The organism is Caballeronia ptereochthonis (genome assembly GCF_001545075.1).
GTDB lineage: Bacteria > Pseudomonadota > Gammaproteobacteria > Burkholderiales > Burkholderiaceae > Caballeronia > Caballeronia ptereochthonis.
The window spans coordinates 24983-43112 of sequence record NZ_FCOB02000020.1 but is presented as its reverse complement, the minus strand read 5'-3'; the positions used below and the strand labels follow the sequence as shown (position 1 = coordinate 43112).

Here is an 18130-nt window from a genome sequence, read left to right as displayed (position 1 = left end):
GGTCTCCTTCGTTCTTCAGTAGACGATATGCGCGGCGCGCAGACGCTCGATGGCGCTCGACTCGAGTCCGAGCCGCTCGCCGAGCACGCGGTCGGTGTGCTCGCCGAGCAGCGGCGGCGCCTTGGGCTGCGCGAGCGAGCTTTCCTTGAGCTTCAGCGGCGAATTCACCAGGTTGATGCGGCCCGCGGTCGGATGGTCGATCTCGCACACCATTTCGCGCGCGCGCGCCTCATCGGACGTGAGCGCCTCGAGCACGTTCTGCACGAGTCCGGCCGGCACGCCCGCCGCGCGAAACAGCGGCAGCCATTCGCGGCGCGAGCGCGTCAGGAAGCGCGCGGACATGATCTCGTCGAGCGCATCGCGATTGGCGCGGCGGCCGTCGTTGTCGAGAAAGCGCGGGTCCTGCGCCAGTCCGGGGAGCCCGAGCACGTCGGCGCAGAAGCGCGCGAACTGCTGGTCGCTGCCGACGTGAAACATGAGCGGCCCGTCGGCCGCGTGATAAAGGCCTTGCGGAATGATGTCCGCGTGACTGTTGCCGTAGCGGCCGGGGGCCTTGTTCAGCAGGAGCGCGTTGGCGGCCACCGATACGTGATTCGCGAGCGTGCAGTCGAAGAGCGCGATGTCGATCGCTTCGCCGTGCCCGTTGCGCAGGCGCCGCACGAAAGCCGCGAGAATCGCCTGCGTCGCGTACATGCCGGCAGTGATGTCGCAGATCGGCACGCCCGCTTTCGATGCCTCGCCGTCCGGCTCGCCCGTGATGGACATGAGGCCGCTCTCGGCCTGAATGACCGAGTCGTAGCCGGGGCGCGCCGCGCTCGGTCCGGTGCGGCCGTAGCCGCTCACGGAGCAGTAGATCAGCTTCGGATTCTCCGCCTTGAGCGCTTCGTAGCCGAGTCCGTAACGTTCGAGGGTGCCGAGCAGATAGTTCTCGACGAGGATGTCGCTTTGCCTTGCGAGCGCCTTCACGAGCGCGACGCCTTCCGGCTTCGAGAAATCGATCGCGACCGATTGCTTGTTGCGGTTGATCGCCAGGTAGTACGTCCGCTCGCCGCCCTGAATGGCGGTGCCCCAGTGGCGCGTCTGGTCGCCGCCCTTCGGATGCTCCACCTTGATCACTTCAGCGCCCAGATCGGCGAGCATCATCGCGCAGAACGGCGCGGCGAGCACGCGCGACAGATCGAGCACGCGCACACCCTTCAGCGGCGGCTCGTGCTTCATGAGCGGCGGCAGCCCGCTTCCGGTCGAGTGCATCGTGGCGTCCGTTGTCTCGCTCATCACTGCGCTCCCGCCGATGCGGCGCAGTCGTCCGGCGCGCGCACGAGCTCGTCCGGCTCGATGCCGAACTCGCGCAATATCTCTTCCGTGTGCTGGCCGACCGTCGGCGGCGGACGGCGGATGGCCGTCGGCGTGTCGGAGAGACGGATCGGGTTCGTGACCACCTTGAAGCGTCCGGCCGTCGGATGATCCAGTTCCGCGACGAGGTCCCGCTGCACGCGCGGATCCTCGAAGACTTCCTCGAAGTTGAGCACCGGCGAAAACATGGCGTGCGCCTCGAGCAACGTCTCGTTCCAGTGCGCGAGCGGCATCTTCGCAAACGCGGCCGCAAGCCCGGCATCGACGACATCGCGATGCGCGAGGCGCCCTTCCTTCGTGGCGAGACGCTCGTCGGCGAGCAGTTCGTGCGCGCCCACCGCGTCGGCGAGCACGCGCCAGAACTTGTCGGTGTGGGCGATCACCATGATGTGACGGCCGTCGGACGTCGCATAGGTGTTGTACGGCACGATCTGCCAGTGCGCGTTGCCGATGCGTCCCGGCGTTTCGCCCGTCGCGAAGTAATAGGCGTCGCGCGGAATCATGCTGAAGATGGTCGCGTCGATCATCGAGAGATCGATGCGCTGGCCGCGCCCGGTCTTGTTGCGCGCCTCGACGGCGGCCAGCACGCCGATGGTCGAGAGCAGCGGCGTGATGAGGTCCGCATACGGCATGCCCGTCTTGAGCGGGCCGGTTTGCGCGTCACCGGTGAGCTGCATGATGCCGGACATCGCCTGCACGACCGGGTCCATGCCCGGCCGGATGCTGTCCGGGCCGGTGCGGCCGAACGCGGAGGTCGAGCAATAGATCAGGCGCGGATTGGCCGCCGAGAGTTTCTCGTAGCTGATGCCCAGCTTTTCGGCCACACCGGGCCGGAAGTTCTCGACGACGATATCCACCTGCTCGGCCATCTTCTGTGCGAGACGCTGGCCCTGCCCGGTCGTCAGGTCGATCACGATGCTGCGCTTGTTGCGGTTCAGGGTGAGGAAGTACACCGCATCGTCGCCGAGGAAGGTCTCGCCGGTCAGACGCATCGTGTCGCCCTGCGGCGGCTCGACCTTGATGACGTCCGCGCCGAAATCGCCCAGCAGCATGGTGCCGAACGGGCCGTTCATCATCTGCGTGAAATCGAGGACCTTGAGACCCTCAAGTGCGCTCTTCATCGTTGCTCCTCCTGTTTTGCGCGTGCCGCGACGCGTGCGCGTTCGTCGCCGGCCGAATGATTATTCATGCCGCTCATTGAAAAAGTCATTGGATGAACCTTTGATCTTCATGGCTGCGATACTGCATCGCTGTCCGGTCAGTGTCAAGAACTGACGGGCGGTTTTGGCATGGACAGACGGTTAGTAGCGTTTGCGCTCGCGGCCGAGATAACGGTCGACCGTCTTCCCATCGACCGGCATGCCGGTCAGGTCCGCCATCTGGCTGGCGGCGCAGATATAGAGCAGCCAGTCCCTCGCGCCACGTAACGCGGGAACCATCGCCCGATCGATCCAGCGTCTGAGTTTCACGGCATGCATGTCGAGGTCCATCCGTGCCTCCGCTTCGTTCCGTTCCTGTTCCGAGAGTCAGGCGTGTGACGCGCGCTCGCCCATGCACGGACGACGGCGTTCGGGCGGAAACACCATCCATGAACCGTCGCCATGCCGAAAAAAGCGCATCGACAGGATGTCCGCGGCGCGCATCACTTCGATCCTCACGCAGCGCCGCTCGCCTGCCCGTTCACGCACGATCTTCGCGGGCATCGCCGCTGCCGGCCCGAGCCATTTGTCGACGATCCCGTGCAGGGAATCCGTACGATGGTTCATTTCCCGCCCCTCCGACCACGCTCGTTAATTGGTCCGTTGACCAAACAATAATGGTCAGCTGACCAATAATCAAGGCTCGGAAGATCAGGCTTTTCACCTACATGAAATCCCTAAATTTTCCGCTCCCAGCAGTGCGGGATAGACTGATTCAAAAGGTGCGTATAATTGGTCAGAAGACCGAACCTGCATTCACTTTCTATCGGTCACATGACCTAATATGATGAAATCCCTGACCATCGCACTGAACGATGCAGTCGAGAAGGACGCAAAGGGCGCGCAGCGCGGAAGACGCGAGACGCGCGTGCCCGAAATTCTCGAAGCAGCCATCCGCGTATTCGCCACCGAAGGCAATTCTGGCTTCACGCAGCGGCGGGTGGCTGCGGCCGCCGACGTGCGCCTCGCGACGCTGCAACACTATTTCGGCAGCCGCGACTCGCTCTTGCAGGCGACCATCGAAGAACTGGCCAAGCGTTATCTGAGCCGCTTCAGGCAGATTGCCGAGGACGGGTCGAGAGCTCCCGAGGCCCGACTCGAGGCATTGCTCGACGAAACCTTCGATGTCCTCACCGGACCGGACAATGTCGTGAGCCCGTTCGCGCTGGAGGTCTGGTGCCTCGCGGAGCATCACGAAACCGTGCGCGACATGATGGTCGCCGTGAGCGGCGAGTTTCAGTCACTCTTCAGCGGCATCGTCGCGCAGATGAACCCGAAGCTCGGCGAGAGCGAGTGTCATATCCGCGGCGCGCTGATCTACTCGCACTGGCAAGGGCTCATCGTGTTCCTGCGACGTGCCGGACAGAACACGCCGAATCTCGCGGCGTTCCGTCGCGCGACGCGTGTGGTCTGGAGTGCGCTCAGCACCGCGCCGTGACGCTTTCCCACCGCAGTTGGTTTTGGACCTCTTGGCTTTAACGACGACAGGAATGGAGACACTCAGATGCAGATCAAGAAAGCAGTCGTGACTCTCTTCGGCATGGCGGTTCTGACCGTGTCGACCGGCGCGCTCGCGCAAACAGCGAGCGATTCGGGCGCGGCGGCGGCATCGGCGGCGAAACCGGTTCAGAGCAGCAAGGCCGCAAACCGGAAGCTGTCCAGAGACGTGCGGCGCGCCCTCGCTCATGCCAAGGACGTGAGCATCGGAAACATTACCGTGCGCGCCGCGAGCGGCGCCGTGACGCTCGCGGGCACGGTGCCGGACGAGACGCAGGTCGACAAGGCCACGCGGATCGCTCAAGGCGTGGCGGGCGTGACATCGGTCAGGAACGCGTTGACGGTGCGGCCGGTGGGACAGTAGAGGGAATGCGAAGCGGGCATGGCGCGAGGCGCCAGGCCCGTTTTCTCAAGGCGTCAAGGCGGGTCGGGCGGCGCGAGACGACCGGGCTGCCGCGCGATTCTGGTCTGTGACGCGTAGGCAGTCCCAGTAGCGCGGCGGTAAGGTTGCGCGGGACGTTTCTGTCGCGTGGAACGCCGCTTCGCTCTCTGCCACGGGAAAGCCGCCGGGCTTCACACAAGCGGACCCGAAGCAGGCCGATAACCGACCTGTGCAAGGCCTCCGGATTCGCGAACCGTTGCACCCGACATCGACCAATGGACGAGCCCCAGCGTCGCCAGAACACCGCACAGCATCCACGATCCGCGGAGCCAGAAGTCAGTGACGAAGTATGACGCGATCAGCACGGCGAACGCGATGGAGCGTGCCTTCGATGGCGCACAGTTCGACAGGCTCAGCATCAGCGCCAGATAGACGGCGGGCATGATGCCGAAGTGATGATCCCACGCAATGGGCGACGCAATGGTGAACGTCAACGCGCCGCACAGGAAATCGAATAGCCCGGACCGTGAACGCGTGCGCAACGGCACGAGCAGTGCGGCCGCGATCATGATTCCCGACGTCAATAACGTCCCTAGGTACACAACCGTGCTATACACGGGGAACCCATGCTCTTTCCAGATTTCGGGCGTCGCATCCGTGCCGAGCAGCCTGTTCAAGAAGCCATTGACCGACTGATTGGCGATGAACGCCTCGCCTGTGCGCGACAACGCCTGTAGAACCGTGAAGTAGCCGAGATGGTTATCGAGGCCGAAGACGATCAGCGAAGCCGCGCTCCCGAGCGCCACGACAACGACCCAGCCGGCGCAAAAGCGCCATTCGCGTCGTAACAGGCCCCACAGAATGAAGAGCACGAACTGAGGCTTGAGCAGGCATATCAGCCCGATGAGGCAACCCGTCAGCAACCGTCGATTGAGAGTCCAGGCGAGCGCGGCGAGCGCGAACAAGGCGTTGTTCCAGACCTGCACCTGGCCCAGCGAGAACGCCTTCTGCAACGGAAAGTATGACAGCGTCGCCAATGCCGCAAAGATCGCCCAATGCCAACGGAATCGATCATTGATCTCCGAGCGCGTCGCCAGCACGAATGCGAGGGCCCCGCACGTCACCGAGTTGAGCAAGATCACCCATGCATTGATGCGATTCAACGCTGCATCGGTGGCGTCGAGGGAGAAGTCGTTCAGGATCCGCAGAGGCAGCAAGCTGCTCGGGGGATACTGGAACTTGATGTGCTCGATGAAGAAGAGTTGATGGTAGAGGTTGTCGCCGGAATGCGTGTTCAGCCACACGAGCGCGGCACGCATGGGAGCCCAGGAGTCATCGAGCGCTATAGGGTGCCACAGTATCGAACGAACCCAGATCGCTATGTAGCCGAGCATGGATGCGTAATCCAGATGGAGCCACAAGCGCCGGACGCCAAAAATGGCTAGATCCACGGTGGGCAGCAAGATGAAGACAATGAGCGCGGCGCGAAGCAGAAGTGCACGTGTTCGAGCCGCCGGAGGAGAAGCGCGCGTAGGTCGGGCTTGCGGGCTGACGGTCTGTTGCGAATCCATTGACGCTTTCTCCGTTCTCCAGAACCCTCGATCAAATCAATGCGGCTTGCCCACCACGATGAACAGCGCCATATACGAACGTTCGCCAGGCCGCATCGCGGAGATGCGTTCGCGGTGCACATGATGTCCTCCAACCACGACCTCGACGGTGGGCCAGCGAACGCTGATGGCGCGCGGGCTTTCCCGAGTGCAGGATAGCCGCCCAGATGATGCGCGATGCCGACACTGCCGTTTTCTTCACTTCACTAGGCGCTCGCGTGAGCGCGTCGCGACGCGGTTTTGACGCTCGCAATTGCCGCGCTGTCATCTCGTCAGTATCCCTTAGTTGGAGTTCGAATCAAAAACCGACTCATCGGAAGTATGAAGAATCAAGTTTCTCCGGCAGGCAAGGCGCGAGCGTCGCGTCATGCGGCCACGGCATTGGCATGGAATTCTCCAGCATTGCATCGGCCCCGAACCCTTATGAAATCGCGCGAGCGTTCCAGACGGACGTCACATAGCCCTTGGAATTTTTGACAACGATGGTGGTTTACCGCACCGAAGATGGCATTGCAGACGGTAGCATGAGCGGGCCATCGGCGCAGTTCCAGGCGAGGCGGCGGGCGAATGATCCGGATGCCCGAATAACTACGGGTACTCCCTAAAAGCGATCCCTGAGAGGTAAGGCATGTCCCAGGTGAATGTCCCGATTTGCGTGGATCTAGATGGCACGCTGACACATGCGGATCTGCTCGCCGAGTCATTTCTCGTCCTCGTCAAGCGCAATCCGCTTTACCTCTTTTACTGTTTCGTCTGGCTGCTGCGCGGACGGGCCTATCTGAAGGCCCGGATTGCCGAGCGCGTCGCGCTGGACGTTTCGCTGCTTCCCTACGATGCGAAGCTGGTCGCCTACCTGCGCGAAGAGACGTCGAGCGGGAGGGATCTCTATCTCTGCACGGCGGCGAACCGCCGTCTGGCCGAACAGGTCGCCACTCACTTCGGCTTTTTCAAGGGCGTGCGCGCAAGCGACGAGACGCGCAACTTCTCCGGCGCGGACAAGGCCGGCGCGTTGCGCGACGAATTCGGCGAGCGCGGCTTCGACTATTGCGGCAACGCGCTCGTCGACGTGCCGGTATGGAAGCTTGCACGCATGGCCATCGTGGTGGGCAATCTTCATATCGCCGGCGCGGCGAAGAAGGTCAACGACACGACTCTGGTCTTCGAGCAGAAGCGCTCTTTCCTGCGTCTCGTCCTGCGCGAAATGCGGGTCTACCAGTGGGTGAAAAATTTTCTGATCTTTCTGCCTCTGCTGGCTTCCCACCGCTTCACCGATCTGCGCGTGCTCGGTGCCGAGTGCATCGCCTTCGTCACGTTCTGTTTCTGCGCGTCGTCGGTCTATCTGCTGAACGACATGCTCGATCTCGACGCCGACCGGCGTCACGCGCGCAAGTGCAAGCGGCCGTTCGCATCGGGCGAGCTGCCTCTGATGGTCGGGATTGTGCTGACCGTCGTTCTGCTGCTCGCGAGCGCGGCGCTTGCTGTCCTGCTGCCGGTCGACTTCATTATCGTGCTCGCGTGCTACTTCGTAACGACCGTCGCCTATTCGTTCGTGCTCAAGCGCATGCTGCTCGTGGATGTATTCGTGCTCGCCGCGCTTTATACCGCGCGCATCGCCGCGGGGGGCGCCGCGGGCGGCATCACGCTGTCCTATTGGCTGATCATGTTCTCGGTGCTTATTTTCCTGAGTCTCGCCATGGTCAAGCGCTACGCGGAACTCGAAGCACTCCTCCAGCGTTCTGAAAGCGGCGAAGCGGCGGGGCGCGCCTACCTCACGCAGGATCTGGGCATTCTGCGGTCATTCGGCACCGCGTCCGGCTATCTCGCGGTACTGGTGCTTGCGCTCTACATGAACTCCGCGGACGTCACGCTGCTCTATCGGCATCAACAAGCGCTATGGTTCTTGTTCGGCTTGGCACTCTTCTGGATCAGCCGCATCTGGATGGTGACTTTTCGTGGCCAGATGCATGACGACCCGATCGTCTTCGCGATCCGGGATCGCCTGAGTCTCCTCGTTCTCGCATTGTGCGTGGGCACCGTGATCGTGGCCATCTGATAAAGGACCGTTCTGACGGTATGCCCTTTTTCTTCGTGTTTCTGAGCGGGACCTGCAGTGCCCTCGCGAGTCTGCTGCTGCGCTTCGCGGGGCGCCTGCCGGTCGCGCCGAACGATCTGCTGATTGCCGGCTTCGCTGCGAAGCCGCTTGCATTGCGTCTCGCCGCCATCGGCGCCTACGGCGCAGGATTCGCTTTCTACGCGCTTGCGTTGAAGCAACTCGAACTGAGCATCGCCTATCCGATGATGGTCGCGATCACGCTGGTCGAGATCCTGCTCTTCGACGCCGCGTTGGGCGGCGGACTTTCGCTGCGCACGGCGACAGGCGCAATGCTGCTGCTCGCGAGCGTCATCGTGCTGTATATGCCGGGCGCCGGAATGGTGCGGTCGTAGAGGAGGCGCAAACCGATAACGCAACTCGTGACCGCGACGCGAACGGGTGGCAGCAAGAGCTGACTTTGTCGTCGAATCGGGGGGCGGGGAAGTTCTTCGTACGATTGAGCAAACATGCGCATTCCGTTCGCAACGCTCGCGACTTCCATGCGGTTTGCGGGTCGGGACAACCACTGGAGAATTCCATGCCACATGCACCGGTTGCTCGCCGCGGCGGCCGCTGGCTGCTGTTGGTCGTGATGTATTACTTGATCACGGCGGCAGCATTCCACGGTTATTTTGCCAAATGGAAACTCCGAGACGATACGCCTCAGTTTGCGTTGCCCAGCATGCTCGAAGGAACAGGCGACCGACCGTTCGTGTACAGGCAGCTCTTACCGGCGATCGCGAACGAAGTGGACCACGTTATGCCGGAGAAGCTGCGAGCCCGCGCGACAGACTGGCTTCTCGCGGATGGGCGCGCACACGGCCCGATTGCCTGGTTCTATCCGGACGCCACGGACGCGCGCAATCCCAAGTACGCGCTTCGCTACTATATGATCTTTTACATGTCGTTCGCGGCGCTGTTCCTGGCGATGTTCGCCATGCGCGCGGTGTGCCTCGTGCTGAAGTCTGGGGAAGTGGCGAGCACGCTCGCGCCAATGGCGATCGCAGTCGCTTTGCCCCTCGTTCTTACGGAAGGGGGCTATTTCTATGACTTTCCCGAACTCCTGTTCATGGCGCTCGCGGTCTGGATGGCGAACAAGGGTCGCGTGCTCTGGCTGCTGTCGCTGACCGTGGTCGCGACGCTGAACAAGGAATCTTTCCTGTTCTTCACACTTACCCTATACCCGTTCCTGCGAACCCGTTTCTCAGTGCGAAAGACCTTGACGCTGCAAGCGATCATGCTGGCGCTCGCAGGCGCGGCCAATGTGCTGATCAAGTTGCGCTATGCGCACAACGGCGGCGGAATCATCGAGTATCACCTGCTCGACAACTTCGCTTTCCTCATTCGTCCGATGAGCTACCTGCGCTTCGAATACAACTACGGCGTGGTGACGCCCAAAGGCTTCAACGTCATCTTCCTCGCTGTTGCCGTGTGGTTGCTGCGATCGGGCTGGAGTCGACTGCCGGACGCCGTGCGGCGTCATGTGTGGATTGCCCTTGCCATCAATGTGCCGCTGTTTCTCCTGTTCGGATTCCATGACGAGTTGCGCAACCTCAGCATGTTGATGATGGGCGTGTTGATGATCGTGAGCGTGAACATTTCGCTCTGGCTGGATCAGCGCGATGCCGTTTCCGCAGCTCACGAACAAGCCGGCACCGCCGCGCCGGGCTTTTCGACAACGATCGGCGATCGGTCGGGCGCAGATTGGGCTGTCGGGACCGAACAGTATCAAGCGCGCGGAAGCAAAGGCACCGGGCGGTGAGCCGCGCTCCGCGACGCGTGAGCACCATGCGAAAAGGGGGAGAAGCGACGGGGTTCAGTCGTCGATTTTTCGGCGAAACGCGCACGCCGCAAATGCAGATGCATTGCGGCGTCGCTTTTACGACGCGGCATTCGCCTCCTGCGGGGCTATCCATCATCGCTTGGCCCCGCCTGCCGGGCGTGAGGTCATCCTCAACCTCACCGCCCTGAATTTCCCGTTTCCTTTTCGTGACGAACGTGACGAACGTCGCGTCAGACTTCCGCGAGCTTGTCGAGCGGCGGCACGCTGCCTTCGTTGGCGAGGAGCGCGCGCTTTCTCACATATCGCATGATGCTCGTCGAGCCGTAGCGCGACCCGCCCATGCCTGATTTCTTGAACGCGGTCTTCTCGCCCGCGAACATCATCACGCGCGGGAGTTCCGTGTCGTTGATGCTCACGCCGCCCGCTTCCATCTTCGTCGCGAAATCGCCGGCGGTGTGCGTGTCCGGGCCGAACACCGCGCCGCTCAGGCCAAACATCGAGTCGTTCATCAGCCGCTCGGCTTCGTCGGCGTCGGTGAAGCGCATCACCGGCACGACCGGTCCGAAGGTCTCCTCGGTCATCAGCGCCATGTCGTGGGTCACGCCGGTCACGATCGTCGGGTCGATCCACACAGCACCGTCCACCGTTTCGCTCTTGCCGCCAAGTACGATCTTCGCACCCTTCGCCACGGCGTCATCGAGCTGCGCGTCGATGATTCTGGCCTGCTGCGCGAAGATCATCGGACCATAATGGCCGCCATCGCCCGCGGCGTGGCTGCGCCTGAGCGTCCTCGCCTGCGCGACGAGTTCCGCGACGAGCGCGTCATGCAGCGATTCATGCGCATACACGCGCTCGATCGCATAACAGACCTGTCCCGAGTTATAGAGCGCGCTGCGCAAGATGCTGGTCGCCGCGCGCGCGACATCCGATCCTTCGAGCACGACCGCCGCGTCCTTGCCGCCCAGTTCGAGGAACGCGGGGACGAACGCCTGCGCGGCCGCCGCCGCGATCTTCTGCCCGGTCGGTATGCTGCCGGTGAACACGACGGCATCCGCCTGCGCGACGATCGCCGCGCCGGTCTCCGCCCCGCCGCGCACCAGATTGATGATGCCCTTCAGCGCAGGCACCGCATCGATCGAACGGATCAGCGGTTCCACGAAGCGCGGCGTCACCTCGCTCGGCTTGATGACGACAGCCGCGCCTGCGACCAGCGCGGGAATCGCATCGATGAACGACAGCACGAGCGGAAAGTTCCAGGGGCTGATGACGCCCACCACCGGATACGGCGCGTAAGTCACCTTGAAGACGATGTCGGGATGCGCGTCGAGCTTGCGGAACGGCGTGGCCAGCACTTCGGGCGCGGCCTCGCAGAAGCCATGAATGAAGTGGATCACCGCGCCGAGCTCTTCCTCCGAAATGCGATGGCGCGCGGTATCGACGGCGAGCGCCGCGACGATATCCCGGCCATGTGCTTCGAGCTGAAGGGCCCAGTCAGCAAGTGCCTTGATGCGATGCTCGAGTCCGAGCGCAGCCCACGCGCGCTGTGCGCGCCGCGCTTCGGCCATCACGACGGAGACGTCCTGCGCGCTTGCCGATGCGAACTCGTAATCGTGCTCGCCCGTGCGCGGATTGCGTACCTGGATTGACTTCATCATGTTTCCGGTCTGTTGATCGTCGGCCCCGAGGGCCGGTGGCATAGGGTGAGACGATGCTATCAACAGACGTCGCGGCATGGCAGCCAGTCAGGGGCGATGCGGCCGATTTCCTAAATTTGAATGCCTTGATCCAATGTGAGGCATGCGCCTCACGGTTTGCCCGCGTTCTCGATCCTGGCAGATTGCGCCCTCGCGGGCGCGCTGGCATCGGTCATGCGCTCGGGCGCGAGAGAGGCTTCGCCCGCCGGCGCTTCGTGTCGCTGAATCGCGGGGCTCGCAAGCCGGCGCGCGTCCTTCGGCGCGAACCCGAAGTAGTCACGAAACGCGGCGGTGAAGCTGGTTTGATGCTGGTAGCTGGTCGCAAGCGCCACCTGCCCGACCGGCAACCGCTCCTCGACGAGCAGCCGCAACGCATGATTCATGCGGCAACGATGCCCGTATTCGAAGATGGTCATGCCGTACAGGAACTTGAAGCCGCGCTTCAGTTTCGACGAGTTGGTGCCGACCGCACGCGCCAGTTCCGGGATGGTCGGCGAAACGCGCAGATCCGAGACGATGATCTTTTGCGCCTGTTCGATGAGCCGCAGATCGCGCGCGGAAAGCGTCTCGCCGGGCTTGTCGGCGTTGAGATGCGCAAGCCACATCTCGATGCAGGCGCAGAGGATCTCGGTGCATTTTCCTTCGAGATAAAGCAGTTGCCGCGCGCCGTGATACGGCGAGGCGAGGAGTTGCTCGGCAATCTGCAACGCCTCGACGCTGAACGGCATCTGACGGTTGTAGATCTGGTCGTGACCGATCGTGGCGAGCTCGGAGCGGATCTTGTCGGCCTCGCCGCCGAGCGCATGCACGAGGCGGTCGAAATAGCGCCGCGTCACGTACATGCCAACCGATTGCCACGGCCCGGGCCCGCATGTCACCTGATATTGCACGTCGGTGCCCTGGACGCAGACGAGCAGGTTGGGCGCATTGACGTGCAACTGACCAGCGTCTGAAAAATCCACGCTCGCGGGGCCCGAGAGCGAAAAGTGAAACTCGACGAAGCCCTCCGGCAGAACGTTCTCCGAGCGACTGTGCGCATAGTTGCAATCCGACACGACAAGAAAGATATCGTCGCGGATGCTCGCCATCTTCCAGGCGCCCTCCTCCGCTTCGCCGGGCACCGAGACGATCGCACCGTACAAGCCGAACTCGGGCACGCTCACGCAGTCGGGACGCACCCGTAATTGATAGAACGCTTCGGTCAGGCGTGCCTGCGGCCCCGCCAGCGCGTTTCTGAAGAGGCCCGTATGGTCGTTCGTCATTGCGTTTCCCCGATGAATAGCCGCGCGGTGTCGCTCGTGTCTTGCGCTTCGCCGCGCGCGCTTCATTATGTCCCATCAAGCGGGTTATCCGTCACCGGAAGCATGGCGCCGCATGTCCCATGACGCCGCGTGCGCGGCAAAAAAAACCCATTTCCTAGTTTTGCCGCGCTTTTGCGAATCATCGCGCCACCTTCGTCGGCTATAAGAGAAGCACCTGCGCTCGCCGCCGCTTCGTGCGGCATCGGCGCTCATTTCACGATTCGCGGATTCGCTCACGATGAGACACTACCTCTCCCGCCTGCGCGCGCGCGGCGACCTTTTGACCGTCACACGAGAAGTCGATCCGCGCTTCGAAGCCGCAGCGGTCGCGCGACGGCTTCAGCGGGAAAACACCAAGCCCGTCCTGTTCGAGAACGTGCGCGGAAGCAGGCTGCCGGTGTTGCTCAATCTTTACAGCGACCATGACCGTCTGCGCGAAATCATCCGCTGCGCACCCGATGAAACATTCTGCGCCCGCCTCGATCGCGAAATCTCGCTCGCCTCGACCCTCGAGAGCGCGTTCGAACACATTCCGATGCCATCCGACTGGGTGACGGGCACGCTTTCCGATCTGCCCATCCTCACCTATCACGAGCGCGACGGCGCGCCCTACATCACATCCGGCATCTTTCTGGCGAAGGACCCGGACAGCGGCGTGCCGAACCTGTCGTTTCACCGCTCGATGGTCATCTCCGACTCCGAGCTGCGCATTCGTCTCGGCAGCAGCCACGATCTCGCGCAGTACCAATTACGCGCCGAGGCGCGCGGCGAGCCGCTGGAAGCGGCGATCCTGATCGGCGCGGCACCTGAACTCTTCATGAGCGCATGCGTCTCGCTGCCGCCCGACGGCGACGAGCTGGCGCTCGCGGCCGCGATGCGCGGCGGCCCGCTCGCGATGCGCCGCGCGCTCACGCTCGACCTCGACATTCCGGTGGCCGCCGAGATCGTGATCGAAGGCCGCATCCTGCCGAACGAGCGGCGTCCCGAAGGGCCGTTCGGCGAGTTCATGGGCTATTACGTCGAAGTCGGCGACAACCACGTCTTCGAAGTGACGCATGTCGGCTGGCGCGAAGGCGCCGTCTTTCACGGCCTCATTTGCGGCTCCGACGAAGACCTGCGTCCGCTCGAAGCCGCGACCGCGGCCCGCATCTACAAGGCGGTGTCGGCGCAGGTGCGCGGCGTGCTCGACGTCACCTGCAAGCCGACGGTCATGAACACGATCATCAAGATCGACAAGCAATACGACGGCCACGCGCAGCACGCATTGCTCGCCGCGCTCGGCTCGCATCTCGACTACAACAAGCTGTGCATCGTCGTCGACAAGGACGTCGACATCTACGACATGAACGAAGTCATCTGGGCCTTTCTCACGCGCGGCCGCGCGGACACGCGCACGATGGTGATCCCGGACGTGCCCGGCTTTTATCGCGATCCGCACAAGGACCACTGGGGCCGCCTTGCAATCGACGCCACCAAGCCGTGGGGACGCGAAGCGGAGTTCGAGCGCAAGTCCATCCCGGGCGTCGACACGCTCGCGCTCGACGATTATCTGCCGCACTTCAATCCGCGAGCGTCCCGATGAACCCGCGCCGGCCCCGCATCGTCGTCGCGATCACGGGCGCGACGGGCGCAATCTATGGCGTGCGCCTGCTCGCGGCGCTGCGCGAGCGCGCGGTCGAAACCCATCTGATCGTGTCGCGCGCGGGCTGGCTCACGCTGCACGACGAGATGGCGCTCGAGCGCACGGACGTGCGCGCGCTCGCGTGCGAATGGCACGAGCCCGGCGAAATCGGTGCGACGCTCGCGAGCGGATCGTTCCAGCACGACGGCATGGTCGTCGCGCCGTGCTCCATGAAGACGCTCGCGGCGATCGCCCACGGCCTCGACGACAATCTCGTCACGCGTGCCGCCGACGTCACGCTCAAGGAGCGGCGCAAGCTCGTGCTGCTCGCGCGCGAAACGCCGCTGACGCTCGCGCATCTGAACAACATGACGCTCGTCACCCAGATGGGCGGCATCATCATGCCGCCGCTGCCGTCCTTCTATGCCCGGCCGGATAGCATCGAGGCGCTGGTCGATTACACGGTGCAGCGCGTGCTCGACCAGTTCGGCATCAACGACACGAACGCCTATGCACGGTGGGCCGGGCTGGGCAAAGCGAGCTGATCGCGTACGCGGCCGATGCCGGCATCGCGGCCGCCAGAAATACTCGAAAGCAAAGCTCCCGCTCCTCCCGCGCCGAATCGATAGCCATGCTGGCCGGAAGCCGGCCTTCAAACGAATGGGCCGCACGACATCGTGCGGCCCCCGTCTTGCCCTGCTGCGACGCGTCGCCTCAATTACCCGTCGAACCCACAGGCTCGAGCTTCTTGCGCGCGGAGCCGCGCTTCTTGCGCTTCGCCATGGACAGCAGCGTGACGAGCACGAAAAGCGCCGTGACGAGCTTGAGATCCGACGGCTGGAAGCCGAGCGCGAGCACCGCCGATATCAACTGGAAGTAGATGATCGAACCCAGCACCGGCGCGATCACCTGGCGCGTCATCGAACGATTGCCGATCACGGCCTCGCCGAGCAGCAGCGCGGCCAGGCCGTTCACGAGGACGCCGAAGCCCATGTTCACGTCGGAGAAGCCCTGGTTCTGCGCGAGCATCGCGCCGCCCAGCGCGGCAAAAAGATTCGCGAGGCCGAGGCCGATCAGGGTGTAGACCTTCACGTTGATGCCCTGCGCCTTCGCCATCGACACGCTCGATCCGATCGCGCGCATGGCGAGGCCGTGCTCGGTGCCGAGGAACCAGAGCACGCACGCGGCGATCGCCACGTCGATCACGCCGAGCATCACGATGCGCGGCAGGTAGCCGCCGGCGTCGCCGGGCAGCCACGAGAACACGCTCGGGAACGCGAAGAGCGCGGCGTTCGGTTGCCCCATCACGCGAATGTCGATGGAATAGAGCATCGACAGCACGAGAATGCCGCACAAGAGCGTGTTGATCTTCGCCTTCTCGTGAATGTAGCCCGTGGCGAGTCCCGCGATGAAGCCGGCGAGCGCACCGCCGAGCAGCGCCATGACCGGATTGAGTCCGAGCATCAGGAACTTCGCGCAGACGCATGCGCCGAAGGGAAACGCACCCTCTCCGGTCATGTCCGCAAAACTGAGGATGCGAAAGGGGATCATGATCGCGATGGCGATCAGCGCATAGGTCAGGCCCTGCATCAGTCCCACAGGCACCAGATCGAGGAAGCCGCTCAAAAAGTTCATGAGTTCACCGTGAGTGCCGTTGCCGGCTCGTCGTTGAAGGTTGCCACCAGTTTCTCGACTGTCATCGCGCGTTTCGCGTCGCCCGACAAATCGCCGACGATGCGACCGTCGCGCATCATGATGAGCCGGTTGCCGTAATCGATCGCATGCTGCATGTTGTGCGTGACCATCAGCGTCGTGAGGCTCGCCTCACGCACGACCTGCTCGGTCACCCGCATGACGATGGCGGCCGTTCGAGGATCCAGTGCGGCCGTGTGTTCGTCGAGCAGCAGCAATTCGGGGCGCTGCAGCACCGCCATCAGCAGCGAGAGCGCCTGGCGCTGGCCGCCCGAGAGCAGCGACGCCTTGGTCTTCATGCGCTTCTCGAGCCCGAGGTCGAACGAGGCGATGCGCTCCCGGAGCTCCTCGGACAACGACTGCGTGAGCCCCAGGCTGAACGAGCGCCTGAGCCCGCGCCGGTTCGCCACCGCAAGATTTTCTTCGAGGCTCAGCGCCGCAGCGGTGCCGACCGACGGGTCCTGAAACACGCGCGCGATGTGCCGCGCGCGCCTGTGCGTGGGCAGCGCCGTCACGTCGCAGCCGCCGACGGTGATGGTGCCGCTGTCCGGCGTAACCTCGCCCGCGAGCAAGTTCAGGAACGTCGACTTGCCCGCGCCGTTGCCGCCCACGACGACGGCGAAGTCGCCGGCATGCAGTTTCAGCGAAACGTCCGATAGAGCGATACGCTCGTCCACGGTGCCCGGATGGAACGTCTTGCAGATCTTCTCTGCCAACAGCATGAGTATGGGGCGTTCGCGCATCGTGGTGACCCTGGCCGCAGGGCGGCCGTTTAGTTGATGAAGCATTTGCAATCCTCGAATTCGGCGGGCACCTTGAGCCCCAGCGACTGGAACTGACTCCTGCTGATCGACGTCACGTAGTCCGCGGCCGTAGGCATCGCGGGCGGCAGCGCCGATGTCTTCTCGCCTTTCAGCACGCGTCCCGCGAGCTTCGCGGCGTTCGCGCCCACCGACTCCAGCGAAACCGCGTAGGACGCCGTCGCCATGCCCTTCTTGATCGCTTCGGTCTCTGAACTGAGCACGGGAATCTTCAGGCGCTGCATGCTCGCGGCCACCGCGGGAATCGCGGACTGCACGAGATTCGAGCCGGTGATATAGACGAAGCCCACGCCCTTGAGCAGCTGGGCGCGCTGCGTGATGTCGTTGACCGTGTCGACGCTGACGGGCCTGAAGGCGAGGCCCGCGCGCTGGGCGGCGGCTTCCAGCGCCTTCGTCGTGACGACGTCGTTCGCCTCGCCGGCGTTGTAGAGCGTGCCGAACGACTTCACCCCTGGAAACGCCTTCTTGGCGAACGCGAGCACCGCGTCGAAATCCTGCAGATCCGACGAGCCGGTGAAGCGCTCGCCGCCCTGCTTCCAGTTCGGCACGAGGCCGGCCGCCACCGGGTCCGTGACCTCGGTGAAGATGAGCGGCGTTTTCGGATCGACGACCGCCGAGCGCGCCACCTGCGAGACCGACGTCGTCACCGTCAGGATCAGCGCCGGATGCTTCGCCACGATCTGGGAGAACATTTGCGGCATCAGCGCCTGCGTGAAATTGGCGTCGCTGTACACGTAGCTCGTGTTCCTGCCTTCCACATAACCTTCCTTCGCCATCTGCTGCTTGAAGCCTTCAATGGTTTTCGCGAGCGACGGATGCGGTCCGAGGCTCGCGATCCCGATGACGGTCGTGGAGGGTGTTTCGGCCGCCACGGGTCCCCCGGCCGATGCAAGCGCGACCACCATCGTCGCGCCGAGCGCAGCCGACAGCTTGCGGCAGGCCAGACGCCGGGCCGCGCAGACGCGCCCATTTCTGTTCATGCTCATCTCCATGTTGACTTCCCAAAGTTCGATCGGAACTCCGTTGCGGGAACGGCGGCAGGTCTGCAATGTTTTTATCACCGATAGTTCGCACGGCATTAAAGC

Annotated in this window: 17 protein-coding genes; 7 read left to right on the top strand and 10 right to left on the bottom strand. The window is 63.4% G+C overall.

Annotated features, from left to right (window positions below):
• Positions 1-15 precede the first annotated feature (15 nt).
• From AWB83_RS21130 to AWB83_RS21115, 4 genes are all read right to left on the bottom strand, one after another.
• Positions 16-1275, bottom strand: a complete 1260-nt coding sequence (locus tag AWB83_RS21130) for a CaiB/BaiF CoA transferase family protein (RefSeq protein ID WP_244197828.1) — start codon at positions 1273-1275, stop codon at positions 16-18.
• Positions 1275-2474, bottom strand: a complete 1200-nt coding sequence (locus tag AWB83_RS21125; RefSeq protein ID WP_087047572.1) for a CaiB/BaiF CoA transferase family protein — start codon at positions 2472-2474, stop codon at positions 1275-1277. Before AWB83_RS21125 ends, AWB83_RS21130 begins: the two co-directional genes overlap by 1 nt.
• 180 nt (positions 2475-2654) lie before the next feature.
• On the bottom strand, positions 2655-2843 hold the full coding sequence (locus AWB83_RS21120) for a hypothetical protein (protein ID WP_087047571.1): 189 nt from the start codon (positions 2841-2843) through the stop codon (positions 2655-2657).
• Positions 2844-2879: 36 nt separating this feature from the next.
• Positions 2880-3119, bottom strand: coding sequence for a hypothetical protein (locus tag AWB83_RS21115; RefSeq protein ID WP_087047570.1), 240 nt, complete (start codon positions 3117-3119; stop codon positions 2880-2882).
• 217 nt (positions 3120-3336) lie between these two features.
• Between AWB83_RS21115 and AWB83_RS21110 the strand changes: the two genes are divergently transcribed.
• Together AWB83_RS21110 and AWB83_RS21105 are read left to right on the top strand one after the other, a co-directional pair.
• On the top strand, positions 3337-3990 hold the full coding sequence (locus AWB83_RS21110) for a TetR/AcrR family transcriptional regulator (RefSeq protein ID WP_244197827.1): 654 nt from the start codon (positions 3337-3339) through the stop codon (positions 3988-3990).
• Between the two features lie 66 nt (positions 3991-4056).
• On the top strand, positions 4057-4413 hold the full coding sequence (locus AWB83_RS21105) for a BON domain-containing protein (protein WP_087047569.1): 357 nt from the start codon (positions 4057-4059) through the stop codon (positions 4411-4413).
• Positions 4414-4622: 209 nt separating this feature from the next.
• Here the strand turns inward: AWB83_RS21105 and AWB83_RS21100 are convergent, their stop codons facing one another.
• A complete protein-coding gene (locus AWB83_RS21100) occupies positions 4623-6002 on the bottom strand; it encodes a glycosyltransferase family 87 protein (RefSeq protein WP_087047568.1) in 1380 nt (459 codons plus the stop codon).
• 667 nt (positions 6003-6669) lie between these two features.
• On the opposite strand from AWB83_RS21100, the gene AWB83_RS21095 reads away from it, so the two are divergent.
• The 3 genes from AWB83_RS21095 (at position 6670) to AWB83_RS21085 (ending at position 9895) form a co-directional block, all read left to right on the top strand.
• Positions 6670-8094: a UbiA family prenyltransferase gene (locus AWB83_RS21095; protein ID WP_087047567.1), complete on the top strand. Its 1425-nt coding sequence runs from the start codon at positions 6670-6672 to the stop codon at positions 8092-8094.
• A gap of 20 nt (positions 8095-8114) precedes the next feature.
• Positions 8115-8486: a DMT family transporter gene (locus AWB83_RS21090; protein WP_087047566.1), complete on the top strand. Its 372-nt coding sequence runs from the start codon at positions 8115-8117 to the stop codon at positions 8484-8486.
• Between the two features lie 185 nt (positions 8487-8671).
• Positions 8672-9895 carry a hypothetical protein gene (locus tag AWB83_RS21085; RefSeq protein WP_143750084.1) on the top strand — a complete coding sequence of 408 codons (1224 nt, stop codon included), beginning with the start codon at positions 8672-8674 and terminating at the stop codon, positions 9893-9895.
• A gap of 251 nt (positions 9896-10146) precedes the next feature.
• On the opposite strand, the gene AWB83_RS21080 is transcribed toward AWB83_RS21085, so the two are convergent.
• Together AWB83_RS21080 and AWB83_RS21075 are read right to left on the bottom strand one after the other, a co-directional pair.
• Positions 10147-11571 carry an aldehyde dehydrogenase family protein gene (locus AWB83_RS21080; protein ID WP_244197826.1) on the bottom strand — a complete coding sequence of 475 codons (1425 nt, stop codon included), beginning with the start codon at positions 11569-11571 and terminating at the stop codon, positions 10147-10149.
• Between the two features lie 149 nt (positions 11572-11720).
• Positions 11721-12872, bottom strand: a complete 1152-nt coding sequence (locus tag AWB83_RS21075; protein WP_087047564.1) for a helix-turn-helix transcriptional regulator — start codon at positions 12870-12872, stop codon at positions 11721-11723.
• A gap of 277 nt (positions 12873-13149) precedes the next feature.
• On the opposite strand from AWB83_RS21075, the gene AWB83_RS21070 reads away from it, so the two are divergent.
• Together AWB83_RS21070 and AWB83_RS21065 are read left to right on the top strand one after the other, a co-directional pair.
• Positions 13150-14493 (top strand): UbiD family decarboxylase, encoded by a 1344-nt coding sequence (locus AWB83_RS21070; RefSeq protein ID WP_087047563.1) that lies wholly within the window; start codon positions 13150-13152, stop codon positions 14491-14493.
• On the top strand, positions 14490-15077 hold the full coding sequence (locus AWB83_RS21065) for a UbiX family flavin prenyltransferase (RefSeq protein ID WP_087047562.1): 588 nt from the start codon (positions 14490-14492) through the stop codon (positions 15075-15077). The genes AWB83_RS21070 and AWB83_RS21065 overlap by 4 nt, the downstream gene beginning before the upstream one ends.
• Before the next feature lie 169 nt (positions 15078-15246).
• On the opposite strand, the gene AWB83_RS21060 is transcribed toward AWB83_RS21065, so the two are convergent.
• Genes AWB83_RS21060 through AWB83_RS21050 form a run of 3 tightly spaced genes read right to left on the bottom strand, consistent with a single transcriptional unit; the run spans position 15247 to position 18025 of the window.
• A complete protein-coding gene (locus tag AWB83_RS21060) occupies positions 15247-16167 on the bottom strand; it encodes an ABC transporter permease (protein ID WP_087047561.1) in 921 nt (306 codons plus the stop codon).
• The gene (locus AWB83_RS21055) at positions 16164-16946 is read right to left on the bottom strand and encodes an ABC transporter ATP-binding protein (protein ID WP_087047664.1); all 783 of its coding nucleotides are present in this window, start codon (positions 16944-16946) and stop codon (positions 16164-16166) included. Before AWB83_RS21055 ends, AWB83_RS21060 begins: the two co-directional genes overlap by 4 nt.
• A 50-nt stretch (positions 16947-16996) precedes the next feature.
• Positions 16997-18025 (bottom strand): ABC transporter substrate-binding protein, encoded by a 1029-nt coding sequence (locus tag AWB83_RS21050; RefSeq protein ID WP_244197825.1) that lies wholly within the window; start codon positions 18023-18025, stop codon positions 16997-16999.
• Between the last annotated feature and the right edge of the window lie 105 nt (positions 18026-18130).

Bases quoted from the DNA above. Each gene is read 5' to 3' on its own strand.
- AWB83_RS21130 (WP_244197828.1), bottom strand. From the start codon at position 1,275: ATGAGCGAGACAACGGACGCCACGATGCACTCGACCGGAAGCGGGCTG.
- AWB83_RS21125 (WP_087047572.1), bottom strand. From the start codon at position 2,474: ATGAAGAGCGCACTTGAGGGTCTCAAGGTCCTCGATTTCACGCAGATG.
- AWB83_RS21120 (WP_087047571.1), bottom strand. From the start codon at position 2,843: ATGGACCTCGACATGCATGCCGTGAAACTCAGACGCTGGATCGATCGG.
- AWB83_RS21115 (WP_087047570.1), bottom strand. From the start codon at position 3,119: ATGAACCATCGTACGGATTCCCTGCACGGGATCGTCGACAAATGGCTC.
- AWB83_RS21110 (WP_244197827.1), top strand. From the start codon at position 3,337: ATGATGAAATCCCTGACCATCGCACTGAACGATGCAGTCGAGAAGGAC.
- AWB83_RS21105 (WP_087047569.1), top strand. From the start codon at position 4,057: ATGCAGATCAAGAAAGCAGTCGTGACTCTCTTCGGCATGGCGGTTCTG.
- AWB83_RS21100 (WP_087047568.1), bottom strand. From the start codon at position 6,002: ATGGATTCGCAACAGACCGTCAGCCCGCAAGCCCGACCTACGCGCGCT.
- AWB83_RS21095 (WP_087047567.1), top strand. From the start codon at position 6,670: ATGTCCCAGGTGAATGTCCCGATTTGCGTGGATCTAGATGGCACGCTG.
- AWB83_RS21090 (WP_087047566.1), top strand. From the start codon at position 8,115: ATGCCCTTTTTCTTCGTGTTTCTGAGCGGGACCTGCAGTGCCCTCGCG.
- AWB83_RS21085 (WP_143750084.1), top strand. From the start codon at position 8,672: ATGCCACATGCACCGGTTGCTCGCCGCGGCGGCCGCTGGCTGCTGTTG.
- AWB83_RS21080 (WP_244197826.1), bottom strand. From the start codon at position 11,571: ATGATGAAGTCAATCCAGGTACGCAATCCGCGCACGGGCGAGCACGAT.
- AWB83_RS21075 (WP_087047564.1), bottom strand. From the start codon at position 12,872: ATGACGAACGACCATACGGGCCTCTTCAGAAACGCGCTGGCGGGGCCG.
- AWB83_RS21070 (WP_087047563.1), top strand. From the start codon at position 13,150: ATGAGACACTACCTCTCCCGCCTGCGCGCGCGCGGCGACCTTTTGACC.
- AWB83_RS21065 (WP_087047562.1), top strand. From the start codon at position 14,490: ATGAACCCGCGCCGGCCCCGCATCGTCGTCGCGATCACGGGCGCGACG.
- AWB83_RS21060 (WP_087047561.1), bottom strand. From the start codon at position 16,167: ATGAACTTTTTGAGCGGCTTCCTCGATCTGGTGCCTGTGGGACTGATG.
- AWB83_RS21055 (WP_087047664.1), bottom strand. From the start codon at position 16,946: ATGCTGTTGGCAGAGAAGATCTGCAAGACGTTCCATCCGGGCACCGTG.
- AWB83_RS21050 (WP_244197825.1), bottom strand. From the start codon at position 18,025: ATGAACAGAAATGGGCGCGTCTGCGCGGCCCGGCGTCTGGCCTGCCGC.